The organism is Streptococcus caprae, from assembly GCF_042649745.1.
In the GTDB taxonomy this organism is placed as follows: Bacteria; Bacillota; Bacilli; order Lactobacillales; family Streptococcaceae; genus Streptococcus; species Streptococcus caprae.
Genome location: NZ_JBHRZV010000050.1, coordinates 46,521 through 62,575, shown reverse-complemented (window position 1 = coordinate 62,575; position 16,055 = coordinate 46,521). Strand labels below are relative to the sequence as shown.

The 16,055-nt window shown below is 45.1% G+C and carries 13 protein-coding genes and 1 pseudogene; all 14 read left to right on the top strand.

The features are described from left to right. Positions 1 to 46 precede the first annotated feature (46 nt). The 14 genes and pseudogenes from ACFORF_RS08240 to ACFORF_RS08175 all read left to right on the top strand — a co-directional run bounded on the left by ACFORF_RS08240 (position 47) and on the right by ACFORF_RS08175 (position 15,874). Complete coding sequence (locus ACFORF_RS08240; RefSeq protein ID WP_380427203.1) at positions 47 to 1,390, top strand: family 43 glycosylhydrolase; 1,344 nt, start codon at positions 47 to 49, stop codon at positions 1,388 to 1,390. A gap of 221 nt (positions 1,391 to 1,611) precedes the next feature. Then, on the top strand, positions 1,612 to 2,604 hold the full coding sequence (locus tag ACFORF_RS08235; RefSeq protein ID WP_380427201.1) for an AraC family transcriptional regulator: 993 nt from the start codon (positions 1,612 to 1,614) through the stop codon (positions 2,602 to 2,604). A 287-nt stretch (positions 2,605 to 2,891) separates the two neighbouring features. Continuing rightward, positions 2,892 to 3,188: a WXG100 family type VII secretion target gene (locus ACFORF_RS08230; RefSeq protein ID WP_380427199.1), complete on the top strand. Its 297-nt coding sequence runs from the start codon at positions 2,892 to 2,894 to the stop codon at positions 3,186 to 3,188. Between the two features lie 121 nt (positions 3,189 to 3,309). Beyond that, positions 3,310 to 3,423: pseudogene (locus tag ACFORF_RS08225) on the top strand (type II toxin-antitoxin system RelE family toxin); the annotation flags it as partial. 124 nt (positions 3,424 to 3,547) lie between these two features. After that, complete coding sequence (locus ACFORF_RS08220; RefSeq protein WP_380427197.1) at positions 3,548 to 4,099, top strand: hypothetical protein; 552 nt, start codon at positions 3,548 to 3,550, stop codon at positions 4,097 to 4,099. A gap of 11 nt (positions 4,100 to 4,110) precedes the next feature. Then, complete coding sequence (locus ACFORF_RS08215; protein WP_380427195.1) at positions 4,111 to 4,305, top strand: hypothetical protein; 195 nt, start codon at positions 4,111 to 4,113, stop codon at positions 4,303 to 4,305. 135 nt (positions 4,306 to 4,440) lie between these two features. Next, positions 4,441 to 6,855: a glycoside hydrolase family 2 TIM barrel-domain containing protein gene (locus tag ACFORF_RS08210; protein WP_380427193.1), complete on the top strand. Its 2,415-nt coding sequence runs from the start codon at positions 4,441 to 4,443 to the stop codon at positions 6,853 to 6,855. 515 nt (positions 6,856 to 7,370) lie between these two features. After that, positions 7,371 to 8,762 (top strand): MFS transporter, encoded by a 1,392-nt coding sequence (locus tag ACFORF_RS08205; protein WP_380427191.1) that lies wholly within the window; start codon positions 7,371 to 7,373, stop codon positions 8,760 to 8,762. Positions 8,763 to 8,847: 85 nt separating this feature from the next. Then, entirely contained in the window at positions 8,848 to 9,699 is an 852-nt protein-coding gene (locus tag ACFORF_RS08200; protein WP_380427189.1) for an MBL fold metallo-hydrolase, read from the top strand. Between the two features lie 9 nt (positions 9,700 to 9,708). After that, complete coding sequence (locus ACFORF_RS08195; RefSeq protein ID WP_380427187.1) at positions 9,709 to 11,175, top strand: DUF1593 domain-containing protein; 1,467 nt, start codon at positions 9,709 to 9,711, stop codon at positions 11,173 to 11,175. A 15-nt stretch (positions 11,176 to 11,190) separates the two neighbouring features. Then, entirely contained in the window at positions 11,191 to 12,711 is a 1,521-nt protein-coding gene (locus ACFORF_RS08190; RefSeq protein ID WP_380427185.1) for a sialate O-acetylesterase, read from the top strand. Between the two features lie 25 nt (positions 12,712 to 12,736). Then, complete coding sequence (locus ACFORF_RS08185; RefSeq protein WP_380427183.1) at positions 12,737 to 13,672, top strand: alpha/beta hydrolase; 936 nt, start codon at positions 12,737 to 12,739, stop codon at positions 13,670 to 13,672. Positions 13,673 to 13,735: 63 nt separating this feature from the next. Next, positions 13,736 to 14,749, top strand: a complete 1,014-nt coding sequence (locus ACFORF_RS08180; RefSeq protein ID WP_380427181.1) for an alpha/beta hydrolase — start codon at positions 13,736 to 13,738, stop codon at positions 14,747 to 14,749. 453 nt (positions 14,750 to 15,202) lie between these two features. Beyond that, on the top strand, positions 15,203 to 15,874 hold the full coding sequence (locus tag ACFORF_RS08175; RefSeq protein WP_380427348.1) for a glucosaminidase domain-containing protein: 672 nt from the start codon (positions 15,203 to 15,205) through the stop codon (positions 15,872 to 15,874). Positions 15,875 to 16,055: the final 181 nt, after the last annotated feature.

Below are 16,055 nucleotides of genomic sequence, written 5' to 3'. Positions count from 1 at the left end.
ACAAAAAGTTCTATACTGAAGATAATCCAAGAAAAGAGGTTACTGTATGGAAACAGTGTCAAATACCAGAAATCCCATCCTACCACTCTCTTATCATGTGCCAGATGTGGAAGCTCACCAGATGCCTGATGGCAAGCTTTATCTCTATGGTTCTTTTGACAATCGAGAGGATGTCTTTTGTTCGGAAGAGTACCATGTTGTCTCAACGGCTGATATGAAGGAGTGGACCATTCATTCTGTGGCCCTTTCAGGGCAGGATGTTCCCTGGTTCAACGACCCAGAAGCTCCCCATTATCCAGGAATTGATTGGTCTAAGCCCACTCCATTTATCCAAAAAATGTTGGCAGATATGGACCATACGGATGAGAAGGCCAAGTTTGAAGAAGAAGCCAATGGTCCCAAACCTCCCTTGCTTTTTGCCCCTGATGCCATCCATAAAGATGGGTCCTACTTTTTGTATTTTTGTATGCCGGATGACAGCGAAGGGGTTGCAATTTCGGATTCGCCAACAGGGCCCTTCACCCAGCTGTCGCGTTTTCCAATCGGTGGCATTGATCCAGCGGTCTTTATCGATGAGGATGACCAAGCCTATTATTTTGGGGGGCAGTTGTTCTCGCACGGTGCCAAGCTCAATCCTGATATGACTTCATTGGACCTGGACAGCCAGGTTGACGGTCTGGTGACTGAGGAGGAGCATTTCTTCCACGAAGGATCTTCCATCCGAAAAATTGGAGATACCTACTATTTTGTCTATGCTTCCATTGCCTACGGCAAGCCGACTTCTCTATCCTATGCGACCAGTAAACATCCTTTGGGTCCCTATACCTATGGAGGCGTCATTATCAATAACGAGGGTTGTGACCCTCAGAGTTGGAACAATCATGGCTCTATTCAGCAATTTGGAGACCAGTGGTACGTGTTTTACCATCGGTCCAGTCGCAATAGTCAACGCTACAGAAGACTCTGCATTGAACCAATCACCATCAATCCTGATGGCAGCATAGATGAAGTCAAGATGACCTCCCAAGGTCTTGGCAAGCCATTTGCTCCTGGAGAAAGAATCTATGGCTACCAAGCCTGTGAATTGGAGGGGCAAGCCTATATTGATGTCGATGAGCGCCACGGTGAGGCAGTGACCAATGTCCAGGCTGGAGACAAAATCGTTTTCCGCTATATTGAACACCAGGATACTTGGAAGAATATCGAGGTTGAGGCTACAGGTTCGGCAACCTTAATCGTTCTCTTTAACGGTCAAAGGGTCAGCACTGTTCAAGTAAGAGATGGCAAGCTCCTTCATGCAGACCTCAATGCTCCAGCAGGCTTATACGAGGTGACCCTGTCCATCGATCGGTCAGAGGACTTTATCCTGCACAGCCTCCTATTGGCCTAGTTAAATAAATATCAGAAAAAAACAGTATCAAGTCCTGAACTGAAGTCGGGAGGGGATACTGTTTTTTTAAGTGTTGAAAACTAAACTTCTCCCTCCAGATAGTTCCTTCTTCACTCTAGCTTGTCGGTTCTAATCGTTAAGAAGTTGCTCAGCTATTACCCCTTTGCTTTCTCTCCCTATTCTTGCTAAAATAGAAGAAATAAATCGGAGAAAACAAAAGCATGCGCCAACAAATTTTACAGGAGCTTTCCAAGTACGTCGTCAAGCACGACTGGTCTCAAATGACAGAGATTTTTAAACCCAATACTTATGGCAGAGTGGGCAAGGATCCTGTCTATGAATTTTTCCAGACCCTTGATGTGGGCCTAGAGGAAAATCCTCAGCCTATTGTCATCACAGTTAACCCCGTCAATTCCTATGTCCCTTGGCATGTCCATGACTACATTGACATCATTACGCCCTTGAAGGGTCAGACCACCATCGATTTTGAGCACGAACAGGTGGTCCTGGATCAAGGAGACCTACTCATCGTTGGAGCTTACACGCCCCACCAAAACCAGCCTATTGGCGATGAGGATGTCGTTATCAATATCACCCTCAAAAATAACGCCTTTTCCATCACTGATTTGGACTTTATCCGCCAAAACACCAGCACTTCTAACCTGACTAACCTCCTCTTTTTCATGCCGACCGAGGATGTCCATAGTCAGCCCCAGTACACCGTCTTTCGCTCTCGTGGGGAGGGGAAAATAGCAGAGACGATTGACGATATTGTCTATGAATACTTTCATAGTGATGGCCAGTCCAACCAGATCATTCATTCGTCCCTGCTGATTCTCTTTGCCCGGCTCATTCGGCTGACCCAGAACAGTCAGCCTCAGGTCAGAACGGCAGCTAAAACGGAGAACACCCTTCTGTCGCTTTTACTCTATATTGAGAAAAACTATGCGACCATCACCCTAGAAGACATGGGTGAGCACTTTGGCTTCAACCCGTCCTATTTGTCGTCCTACCTCAAAAAGCACACGGGCAAGTCTTTCATCAAACTGATTCACCTCCAGCGGGTCAACGTGGCTGCCAACTACCTCATGTACACCAAGGCTCCCGTCGAACAAATCGCTACTAAGGTCGGCTACGAAAACCCTTCTTATTTCTACAAAATCTTCAAGAAAACTGTCGGCCTCAGTCCAGCCGAATTCAGGGAGCAGAAGTAGGAGGATGTAAGGAAAGGTTATTGGTTGCATCGGTGGATAGGATAAGCGGGTAATAGAATGTTCTCATTTATCACCTAATCCTTTAATAGTTTCAATCTAAATGGGCTTTGATTTTGAAGGTGGTTAGGTTAAATTATATGCATAAAAAATCACTAACTAGCAATAAAAAGTGACAAAAAACACAATAAAACATAGAGTTTTAGTTTTTGTTACTTATGAAGAAACATTTTTGAATTATATATATAAATTAGTTTAAAATCAATTTAAAAGTTTTAGGTGGTCTACATATGACACTGATTAAATTAACCCCTCAAGAACTACGTGATTCTGCCGTTAAGTATATTAATGGTTCTCAATCTGTGCATGATGTTTTATCTATATTGCGTACAGAACAAGAAATCATTGCCTCAAACTGGTCTGGTACTGCATTTGATAGCTTTGAAATCCAATTCAATGAATTGGCTCCAAATATTGAGCAATTTGCACAATTGCTTGAAGATATTAATCAACAATTGAACAGTGTAGCTAATATTATTGAAACCACTGACGCTGATATTGTTGCTCAAATTCCAGGTTTGTCTTAATATAGATTGATGATGCGTAGGGGGAGCAGAGGCTTCCCTACGCATATTTTTTATGGTCGATAAAAGTCTTGTTATTTGTAAAAAATTAAAAAAGTATAGAAAAGAAATATAAGGAAAATGAAAAGGTTTATGGCGTTATAGAATTGGTAATTATAGGGCAATTTGTCAGATTAGAGATCAACAGTTGGTTGTCTTAGCAGTTGAAATTGGTCATAGAAAAGATATTTACAAGTAAGCCCATTTAAATAGAGCAACAGTAGGAGGATAACTTCAAATCATTTCTAAATAAAACGTTTTCATGGTAATATAAAGTAAGGTTAACCTTGCTTTATTTCTTTGTTTCCAAAGGAGGAAAAGCTATGAAAAAGTTTGGAAAAAGAATTACATTTGCTCTGATAGCACTTGTTTTTGTTCTTGGTTTTATGCCCTTGCGATTTGACTGTGATCAAAGCCAGCAAGCTGACAATGTGGTTTATGACCAGAAAAATCAAGTCATCTACCGCTTTAAAAGCAAGGAGGAGCGTAGTGCGGTCGAGCAGGCTTTTGAGAAGGATTTTGGTTCTCAGCTAGATAAGAATGCTCAGATCCAGAGCTCAGAAATTCAAACTCTTCGCGAGGGCCCTTTGGTTGAAGCAAAAGCAGAAGCGGAAGAGATGGAGGTTTCCTATTCGGAGACATCAGGTAAAAGCTACAGGCTAGGAGATTTCATCATTGACAGCCCAGTAGAATCGGGATTTGAGACGATTACAACTTATCCAGTTCCTGCTGGCCAGACGGGTCGTATTTTCTTAGAGGGAAAAGTAAGGGAAGAAAAAGCTCAGGCCGCACTGGAGGATGGAAAAGTGATCAGCTACACCAAGTCTAGTTTGCTCAAAGACGGGGTTTATCTGACTGTGGATTATGAAGACTAGGAGGAAGTCCTATGTTTTCTCATCGGAACAAGGTTTTTCTCACACTTGCCATTATTACATTGCTGGTGAGTCTTGGTTTTCTGATTATGGGTGCTGTCAGCCTTGGTAAGGTGGATTCTCATCCAGAGTACATTTTAATTGGGGTTGCATTGGAATTGCCCTATCAATTCTTTCTGCACCTCAGTAAAAAATTTTCAAAATCTTAACCTCCAATCTGACCTAGGAAATGACCATAGGTCAGATTTTTTTTGACTATGGCAGAAAGGAAAAGAAAGCGGTATACTAACCAGTATAAAGCAACAGCTCTGCTATTTATCAAAAGAAAAAGAAGAGGAGTTCCTATGAAAGCACAATTATTCAACGCCAACTGGAAGTTTTGGGAGGACAAGGATGCCTTCGCTCTGGTCTGGAGTGTACCTGGCCATGCTACGGATGTCAACCTGCCCCATGATGCCATGATTTTTGAAAAGCCATACGCAGAAAGTCCTAACTCAGGAAATACAGGTTTCCGTGATGGGAAGAATTACTCCTATGCGACCTATCTGGACCTGACTGAGGCGGACAAGGATAAGATTTTTGTCCTCAAGTTTGAGGGTGTCTATGCCAATGCTTTTGTCTATGTCAATGGTCGTCTAGCGGGCAAAAATCATAATGGTTATACAACTTTTTATGTAAAACTCAACGACTACCTAGACTTTGGCAAGACCAATGAAATCCGTGTTCAGGCTCGTAACGGTGCCATGGGCAATGGCCGCTGGTATACCGGCTCAGGGATTTATCGTGACGTCTACCTCTTGACCAGCCAAGCCCTACACATCGGACCAAAGGGTAGCTTGGTCAAAACGACCGAATTGACGGATGACCTTGCTAAGCTGGAAATCAAGCTCCCTGTTCATAACGAAGGCACCCTGCCTCAAGATTTTGAAGTGGTGACGACCCTACGGGATGCTGAGGGCAATGTGGTCAGCCAAGATGAGCGTTCTTACTACCTCTTCTCGCAAGAAAAGACAGATTTGACCTATGCTTTGACAGTGTCCCAACCTCAGACCTGGTCTGCCGAGACACCTTATCTCTACAGCCTTGAAACAGCTTTGGTTGTTGACAGGGAGACAATAGATAGCTATACCAGCCCGATCGGCATTCGTACTCTATCTGTTGATAGTCAGCGTGGGTTCTTGGTCAATGGCAAAGCGGTTAAATTCCGCGGGGCCTGTATCCACCACGACAGCGGTTTGATTGGAGCAGCAACTTACAAGGATGCCCACCTCCGCCAGGTTGCCATCCTAAAAGCGGCTGGTTTCAACGCCATCCGTATGTCCCACCACCCGTCAGCTCCTGCCCTCTTGGCAGCCTGCGATGAGCTCGGTCTCTACGTCATGGATGAGACTTTTGACATGTGGACCCGCTTTAAGTCTGACTTTGACTATAGTTTGGTCTTTGATGAAAAATGGCAGCGTGATACCAAGGCCATGGTGGAGACCGACTTTAACCATCCATCAGTTGTCATGTACTCCATCGGGAATGAAATCCCAGAAATCGGGACCAAGCACGGCAGCCGCCTGGCCCGTCAAATCAACGACCACCTCAAATCTATCGACAACAGCCGTCCAACTCTAGCAGCAGTCAACGGTGTCTTTGCGGCTGGCGATGATATCATGGACATTATGGCGGACCTGGCAGCGGATGCCAATATGGAGTTTTCGGGCAACGTCAATGACTTCATGACCATGATGGCGACCCAGATGCACAACATTGTTCGCCACGATACCGTTTCTCGCAACCTGGAATTTGCGGCGTCAACGACTGACATTGCGGGCTACAACTATATGACGCCACGCTACGAAGGCGACAGTGTCAACTACCCAAATCGTGTCATGGTGGGTTCTGAAACCTATCCGCCACAGATTGCCCAGAACTGGGACATTATCACTAAGACTCCAGCTGTCATCGGTGATTTCACCTGGACAGGTTGGGACTACATCGGTGAGGCCGGTGTGGGGATTCCTGCCTATAACTGGGGTGAGGGTGGCTTTGGTGCCTATTTCCCAGCCCAGCTGGCTTACGTCGGGGACATTGACATCACAGGTTTCCGCCGTCCAGCGTCTTACTACCGTGAGGTTGTCTTTGGCCTGCGCCAGGAGCCTTACATCGCAGTTCAAAACCCGCATCACTATGGTCGCAACCTGATCAAGACACCTTGGGTCATCTCAGATAGCACGGCCTCTTGGACCTGGTCGGATGTCGATGGTCAGTCGGTCATTGTTGAGGTCTATGCCCCAGGTAATGAGGTTGAACTCTACTTGAATGATGTTTTGATCGATAGAAAATCAGTCGGAGACGACATGGCCTTTGTCACCTATTTTGAGTTACCTTACCAAGCAGGGACTCTCAGAGCGGTCAACTACGCTGGCGGTCAAGTGATTGGAGAGAACGTGCTCGCTACCGCGGATACTGACTCAGCAAGTCTCAAGTTAGCAGTGGACTACGCTTCCGATGCCTTGACCTACTTGTCTGTTGAAATTTCAGACGCAGCAGGCATCGTCGTCAACGATGCGGATGTTGATTTGGAAATCACGGACCTTCAAGGGGCAGTTCTTCAAGGCTTCGGTACAGGAAATCCAAAACCCTTGGAAGACTACAAGGACAATTTTGCCAAGACCTTCAACGGCCGCGCCCAAATCATCGTCACCAAGACCGCTGAAACAGCTAGCCTGACCCTCAAATCAGCAACCGAAGAAGTAACCTTGGAATTTTAAAAGTACATTAAGAAAAGTTTTAGGTCTAGTTTAGGTTACTTTAAGCCAGCCTGGCTATACTATAAGCATCCTAGCAGTAGATGTTATCGAATCGTTACGGATTTCATCCGAACTGACGGACGTCTCTGCATGGCAAGTGCTAAGCGACTAAAGTCTCAAGAACTTGCTCAAAAACTTTTCTTTTTCATAAATCTCCTGAAGAGTCCTGGCGAAAGCTGGGGCTTTTCGCTTGTTCAAAAAACGGTTGTTCTTTATCTAGTCTCTTCATAATAGGAAATAGACATCGTGACCTCAAAAATGAATAGTATAAATTGTTGAGAATTGTCCGTATAATTCTAGGAAACCCTTATTTTATAGCTGTTTAAGTCTTGGTTTATGAGAATCTGATTTCCACCTACCTAATTTGAATCTATAAAATGAACACATGATATAGGCGTTTTGGATATGGCGGAACCGTTTACAGAACGATATACTTAGAATGTAAAAACAAATCAGAAACAAAGGAGAGGTTTCTAATGGAACAAAACAAACAGTCTAACGAAAGACTTGATGGCAAATTTGCCTTCTTCCACGCGACGTCTGTGAGTGGGCCAGCCATGGTAATTGCTGCTGCAATGGCATCATTCCTAAGTATTCATATGACGGACAACCTAGGAATTAGTGCTACATCTGGTGCATTGATTATGTTGATTGCAACATTATGGGATGCCATTAACGACCCTATGATGGGTGTCTTGGCTGACCGTACGAAATCTAAGTGGGGACGGTATCGTCCATACTTCTTACCTGCTCCATTGCTGCTCACTTTCTTTGCCACTATGGTTTGGGTCGTACCCGATTTCTCAGCATCTGGGAAATGGTGGTATTTCTTATTGATGTATATTGGCTATGGGATGACTGTGACGATGTACACGATGCCACAAATGGCTATTTTGCCAGCCCATGTAAAAGAGGATCGCAACCGTAACTTGATTATCTCATTGGGTGCAGGTGCAACTGCGATTTCCTTTACCATTGGTTCGTCATTTGGTATGGATATCAAGGCTTGGTTTGAAGCAACTCTCGGTGTTTCAAATGGTTATATTCCATTTATGTTAATCCTTGGAGCCTTATCTTGCGTAACTTTCTGGGGCTTATTTGGGTCTGCGAAGGAAAAATATATTGAACCACTTCCTGATCGCCCACTTTCGGCAGATTTGAAACGCATTTTGAAGCATAAAGAATTAGCACCGTTTATCGTGGTTTGGGTTTTAGCTTCTCTAGGGTATGGCTTAGGTTTTGCAGCATCGGTTTATTATGTCATGTACTATTGGGCTCGTCCAGATTTAATTGGTACTTACATGGCACTAACTTCGCCAGCAGGTATTATCTCAATGATGGTGGTTATGCCGTTGGTGCTTAAATACTTGAAAACTGCTCAAAAAGCATTGGCCTTCTCAGTCTTTGCATCAGGTATTTTCTTTGTTGCCCTCTTCTTCTTTGGTAAAACAAATTTTATTCTTCTGGTTGTCCTCAGCTTTGCAGCTGCCATGTTCTCAACAATGCAAAATGCTTTGGTTAACGTTTTGGTGAACGATGCTATTGACTATATCCAGTTTACTGAGGGAATTTCAGCTAATGGTGTGATTTCATCTATCAAAGGTTTTGCTCAGAAGTGTGGGAATGCTTTAACCAACTCAGGTGTTCTCTTTGTTCTTGGACTAGTAGGTTATGTCCCTAATGCTATTGGTCAACAAAATGAAGCTACAATGTTTGCCATCAATTTCTTACGTTTTGGTGCACCAGTAGTGATTGGTCTCTTGATGCTATTTGCACTTCGCTTCAATCCAGTAGATAAGCACCGCGAAGATATCGCAGCAATGAAGTCCATGATCCGTGACCACTCAGATGACAACCACGAAGCATAATTGAACAAAAAACAGTCCTAGTGACTGAAAGCCCTAGGCGAACCTAGGGCTTTCTTTGTTTATAAGATATTAAAAGGAGTTTTTCATGAACCCACTTGAAATTTTTGCGGCCTATACGGCCTATCAGATTAGACCCGGTACCTGGGTGATTAACTTTATGTCGGGCAGTCAGAATATTTACCTGCTGGAAGGTGAGGACAAGGCTCTTCTCTTGGATACAGGCTATGGGTCTGGGACCTTGCGGGCCTTCGCAGAGTCCTTGACGGACAAGCCTCTTATTTGTGCTAATACTCACTTTCATCCAGACCATGCCGGTGGCAATGGTGAGTTTGAAGAGGTCCTGATTCCTCGGGGGCATGAGATTGATGACCATTCCGTAACTAAAAATACTGGTCCCTTTGACATAACAGCCCTGCCATTTCCCAACTATAAACGCCTGACCCTTGAGGCAGGTGATACCATTGAGCTTGGAAATCGTAGCATTGAGCTGCTGGATGTTCAGCCCGCCCACTGTAATTCGGCCCTTTTCTTCCTCGATAGAAGAGAGAGAATGCTCTTTTGTGGGGATGAGATGGAGGCAGCTCAGGTCATCCTCTTTGAAAATTCTCGGAATGAAGCGGCAGCTAAGAGCTATGATATCAAGGAGCGCCTGCTAAATTTCAAAGCAAATACGGAGCTTTTACAGGCCTACGCCGACCATTATGACTACCTCATGCCCAACCATAACGGTGCTCCGATTGACAAGTCCTATCTGGAAGATTATCTCCAGCTGGTTGAGAAGATTTTTGATGGGACTGCAAGGATTGAAGACAAACTCAACCACCGCTTTATCGAAATGGATCCACGTTCCGCAAGTTTTTGTCGGATTCGTCAGGGGAAAGGGAGTATAATAGTGGTAAAAGAAGAAGTGCTGAAAGTTTACGGTACCGGTAACTAGGAGGACCAGATGACTCGACTAACCAAACCTCGCACCATTGTCACGACCGATGGTGAGATTGACGACATGAATTCCTTTATCCGCTTTCTCCTCTATACCAATGACTTGGATGTGGCTGGGTTGATTCTGACCTCTTCTAAGTTTCATTATAGTGGAACTGCGACCAAGCCAGCCTACCGCTGGACAGGGACAACCTGGATACCAGAGATGATTGACCGCTATGCCCAGGTCTACCTAAACCTGATCAAGCACGACCCTGACTACCCAAGTCCAGACCATCTGCACAGCCTCTATCATATCGGCAATATCACTGATGAAGGTGAGATGACAGAAGAGACCGCTGGCTCCAATCATATGGTCTCTGTCCTTTTGGATGATGACCCAAGACCGGTCCTTATCCAGACCTGGGGTGGGACCAATACGACGGCTCGTGCCCTCAAGACCATCCAAGACCGCTATGAGGGGACAGACGATTGGCAGACCATCAAGCAAAAGGTCGAAGCCAAGATTGTTCTTTACATCATCCTCAATCAGGACGACACCTATGATGACTATATCAAGACCAACTGGGATTTGACAGTCATCAACGACTACACCAATTTTGGCTTTTTTGCCTATGTCTGGCATTACTTACCTGAGAAAACCCAGCAGGTCTTTAAACCAGATTGGTTCTTAACGCACTTGAAGAATAAGGGGCCACTGCTGGACAAATACGCCTTGATTGGGGATGGGCATTATCTGGAAGGGGAACCCGATCAGTATCAGTTTGGGACCCAGGACTACCTGGACCAGCATCCAGAGGTCGCACCTTTCTCCTTTATCTCAGAAGGCGATTCTCCTTCATACTTCTATCTCCTAGCGCAAGGGTTGCGGGGGTTTGAGCACCCAACATATGGCGGTTGGGGTGGTCGCTTTGATTCTCTCTTTGGCAAAACCTACGGTAACAAGTCTGCGGATTATAACCCTGAGACAGGCCGTTTTGAGACAGAGTACAGCATTGCTCGCTGGATTCCAGACATTCAGGCAGATTTTGCGGCAAGAGCGAACTGGTGTGTTGCAGATCATTTCGATAAGGCGGTGCACTACCCTGAGTTTACCGAACAATCACGCGATATCTCTGTTCAAGCTGGGCAAACCATCACCTTATCCGATCCAGCCAGTGATCCAAATGGTTTCCCCTTGGCTTACAAGTGGTCCTGCTATTATGAAGCCTCTAGCTATTGGGACTTAAGTCAAGTACCTCTTCAAATGGTTATGGGGAAACTAGGGGATATGGAGATTCCTATTGCCCAGCATTCTGAGCCGATGCTACTCGAAGCGGAATTCCCTATGGCTGGAAGCGACAGTTCGGAAGTCACCTTTACCATTCCTGCGGATGCTCAGCTAGGAGATACCTTTCATCTCTTGTTAGAGGTGGCAAATCAAGCCGAAACCCCATTAAAATCCTATCAACGCTATATTTTAACAGTAGCCTAAAGAAAGTGTGAACCCATGTTAAAACTTGCACCTTATTTCCAAAATCATATGCTGCTTCAAGCAGGTGCTCCCCAGAAAGTTTGGGGCAATGCTTGTCCGAAGTCTAAGATTTCCCTTTGTCTTCAAAATTGTGAGCTGGAAACTCTAGCTGATGAGGTTGGCAATTGGGAGATTTTACTGCCACCTCTAGAGACCTCTTGGCAAGAGGAATTACGGGTTTGGACGACAGACTCAGACGAGATTTGCTTGCGTCTTGCTATCGGGCAACTGTGGCTAGCAGGTGGCCAGTCCAATATGGAATTCCACATGCGCTATGAAAAGCACCTTCAAGAAGAACTGTCACAGCTGGCGGATCACATTTATTTCTACGATGTGCCAGAAATGGCTTTTGCGCAGGCTGTGGAATATTTTGATTTTTCAGAAATGGGCAAATGGCGTATGACAGATGCTCAAAATGTAGAATGGTGGTCCGCTGTTGGGTATTATTTTGCGAAACATTTATCAAGAGCCATAGACAGCCCGATTGGGGTCATCGGCTGTAACTGGGGTGGCACTAAAATCCAATCATGGATGAAACTGGAAACGATTCGAGAGCTAGATGCTGAAACTTTCGATGCCTACCAAGATTGGCTAAACAAGGAAGATATGGCAGCTTACTGGGAAAAGCAACGCACTTCTCCACTGAACAACAGAGGGCTCCCTTTTGAAGATGCTTTTGGAGAATTGGTGATGCCAAGGACAGTTCAAGCAGAGGAATTTGGGGCCTTCTTGACACATGTGGGTGAGGAAATCAAAACCTATAGGAGCACATTGCAGCCCCAAGCTCTCCCTGCCAGTCTATACGAGAACATGCTTCTTCAGCTAAAGGATATAACGATAGCTGGGATTCTCTGGTATCAGGGAGAAAGTAATGATGTAGAGGGTAAACAGTACCACTATAAATCTTTATTGAAGGGACTCATCAAAGATTGGCGTGAGGTTTTTGGAGAAGAAACACCTTTTTATATCGTTCAATTACCAGGTTATGAGTCTTGGCTGGAGAATAAGGCTATTCGGTATGACATTATTCGTAATTGCCAGCAGGAGGCAGTCAAGGAAACAAATTTGACCTACCTCTGCTCCATTTCTGATCTAGGCGAACGATTTGACATACACCCTAAAAATAAAAAGACGGTAGGGGAACGACTAGCCTTGTTAGCCCAAAAACACACCTACGGCCACTTGGTAGAAGCAGATGGACCTGCTCTCGTAAGTGTAACTTATGATGCGGGTCAAGTGGTGCTTCATTTTAACCATGCTGAAGAAGGATTGGTGATTAGGGGTGAGCGAGTAGCATGTCTGAAAGTGGAGGCTAATGGTGAGGCGCTCTCTTTCACAGAGAGGCTTGACCGGGATAACCTGATCCTAAGGTTTTCAGAGGCCAAGGATTTCACAGAATTGCGTGTCAGTTTGGGACAATCCAACTGGATGACCCTCAATTTATATAATCAAGCAGGGATACCCGCTCTGCCATTTTGCGAAACAATTCAATTATAAAAAGTGATTTAGAAAGTGTGATGAGATGATTATTGAAAGATTTACGTTAGATGAAAACAGAACCAATGTTGATTTAACAACCTATGTCCTTAGTGACTCTCCAGAGTTGCTCGATGGGAAAAAGCGGCCTGCTGTCTTGATTTGTCCAGGTGGGGCTTATCTGAACTGTTCAGACCGTGAAGGGGAAGCGGTCGCTTTGCGCTTTGCGAGTATGGGCTACCATGCGTTTGTGCTTCGCTACCATGTCCTTTTAGAAGCAGATGATGATTTTGAGAGCGTTTTTTCAGGTCAGATCAAAGGCAGAACAGATACGGTGTTTCCTGCAGCCATTCATGATATCGCACACGCCTTCATGCTTATCCATGACCATGCAGAAGAATGGTTGATTGACACGGATAAGATAGCTCTTTGCGGTTTTTCTGCTGGAGGAAATAACGTGACCAACTACAGTGTCCATTGGAATAAGCCAATCGTGACGGACCATTTTGATGTCAACAAAATCAAGCCAGCAGCGATTATCGCAGGCTATCCTATTACGGATTACTTTGCCCATGAGGCCCATGTTAAAAGGCAAGATCAGATGGCTCAAGGTCTCTTTAGAATGGCAAATCTATCCTTGTTTGGAACGGAGACACCTTCTGAGGAACAGTTGCTCCAAGCCAGTGCGGCACGGCTAGTCGATGAGGCAACACCACCGACCTTTATCTGGGCGACTGCCGGAGATCAGTTGGTTCCTGTCAGCCAATCCACGCGTCTTGGAACAGCTCTTGCGGAAGCGAGAATTCCCTTTGAATTGCATATTTTTGAAGAAGGACCACATGGGCTGGCTCTTGCTACCCAAGCGACCGCCGCAGCCTGGACGGAGGTCAATCGCGATGCTAGCCAGTGGATTGATTTGGCAGATACTTGGTTGCAGAAACGCTTTGCCCTGCCCCTGGAAGAAAAATCCCGCTGGGCATAAGAAAGTGAGGCAGAGATGGCTTAGAGCCCTGCTCTGCTATTGTCCATAGAAAGGAAGAAAACAATGACACAAGAAAAACTTTATATCTGGGGCGAGCGTATCCCCGGAAACCACGCTGGGAGCAAGACGGACGTCATGGATATCCATGAGGAATACACGCCCCAGGACCTTTTTGAGAAATACCCAGGTATTTGGGATAAGACGACTGATACGGTGGGCGACATGTCGGGTAATGACACCATGGTCTACCGCCAGGAAATTGAACACGGCCCAGCTGGGATGACTTATGAGGACCAGCCCTTCCTAGTGCCTTATATCGTTGAGGGCAGTGACAAGGCTATGCTGGTCTGCCCTGGTGGGGCCTACCTGACCAAGTCCATGGTCAACGAGGGCCAGCACATCGCCGAAATGCTCAATGCTGCAGGTATCTCAGCCTATGTCCTCTGGTATCGGACCTATCCTTACCGGGCCCCAATCATGTACATCGATGCTCAGCGGGCTCTTCGTTACCTGCACTACCATGCTGGGGAATGGGGACTCAATCCAGACCATATCGGGATTATTGGATTCTCTGCAGGTGGTAACCTGGCAGGCGTGACCAGCTTTGTCACCCGCAATAAGGACTACATCAGCGCTGTAGATGCGAGCTATGTTCCAGATGAGATTGATGCTGTAGAAGCGCGCGTGACTGCAACTGGGCTTATTTATCCTGCCATCCACGTACAGGGTGATAAAATCGTAGCAGCTATCGCTGGTGTGGATATCTACAACGACCCTGCAAAGCGGGATGCCTTTGCGGATCAGTATGACATGCGGACCCGGGTTCAGTCAGGGGATGCACCGCTCTTTATCTGTGCCGCCTTGGATGATGAAGTTGTTCCAGCCGAACACATCTTTGACCTGGCTAAAATCGCCAAGAGCAAGGGTGTATCAACAGAGGTTCATGTCTTTGCGGAGGGTGGACACGGCTTTGGTGGTTGCATCGAGGAGCAGATGCCTCAGTTTGCCAAGGACCGTACCCTGGTCGAGCAGTGGAAGTCTCTCCTTACAACTTGGTTGAATTATACCTGGAAGTAGACTTATCCCCAGTTTTTTTGGCACAATTTGTTCCATAGCAAAGCTTTGAACCATAAAACCTCATGATATAAGGATTTAGAGCCGTTTTGGCTCTTTTTAGTTTTCCACAAAGTGTCCACAAAAATATTTTAATCTGTGCATAACTGTGGATAATTAGGTCTAGTTTGTGGATAAAGTTGGTTATTTTGTGCTAGAATTGGCCAAATTCCCCCCATATTTTGTGTTGTTTGTGGAAACAACAACTATTCTGTGGATAAGGGCTTGTGGAAAACTTCGGAAAACCTTGATTTCATAGGGTTTTGGGCTTGTTTTTATAAAATCTTTTGTTATACTGAGGTCATCAAAGGTCTTAAAAAGGCACTGATAGAGGCCATTTGACAGATTAGATTAAAATGAAATAAAAGGAAGTGACCTATGAAAACGACTCTAAAAACAACTCTCAAAGTTGGGTTGATGACCTTACTTGCTAGCTCTGCTATTTTTGCCCTAACAACCTATAGAGAACCGGTGCAAACTGCTAATGCGGAGACGACTTACAATCAAACAACAGCTGACTTTATCAACAGCATCGGAGAAACGGCAAGACAGATTGGCCAAGAATATGACCTCTATGCGTCGGTTATGATTGCTCAAGCGGTCTTAGAGTCGTCTAACGGTCAGTCTACCCTTAGTCAAGCACCCTACTATAATTTCTTTGGAATTAAGGGAGATTATAATGGGAATTCTGTTTCTATGTTAACTTGGGAAGACGATGGCACTGGAAGAGCCTATAATATCTATGCTGACTTCCGTTCATACGGTAGTGTAGCTGGCTCGCTCTATGATTATGCAAACTTGTTGAATACCCCAATCTATGCTAATGCCCGTAAGTCAAACAGCAGCTCTTATGCAGATGTTACAGCAGCCTTGACGGGACTCTACGCGACAGATACCAACTACGGTGCTAAGCTTAATGCCATTATTGAATACTATGGTTTGACGGCCTATGATGAGCCGGTAGCCAGCTATTATTCTGAAGAAACCAGTGACGGGACTCTGGTGTGGAATGAGCACCGCGGTCAGTACACAACACCAGAAATTCTCCAAGAGGATGAAAACTGGTTGACTCATACTGGGAGGAGATAAGGCTTTAGGAAATAGTATAACTATGACTATACAAGCCTAGTTCATATCAAATTACCCTTGATAAGAGTTATTTCTTGAAGATATATAATTCATTGAATGAATTTAGTACTATCTAGCCTTAAGTTTTTAGCTCCAGTCATTTCTGGTCTGGCATCATCGTCTTTTGAAACTCATTTACTTG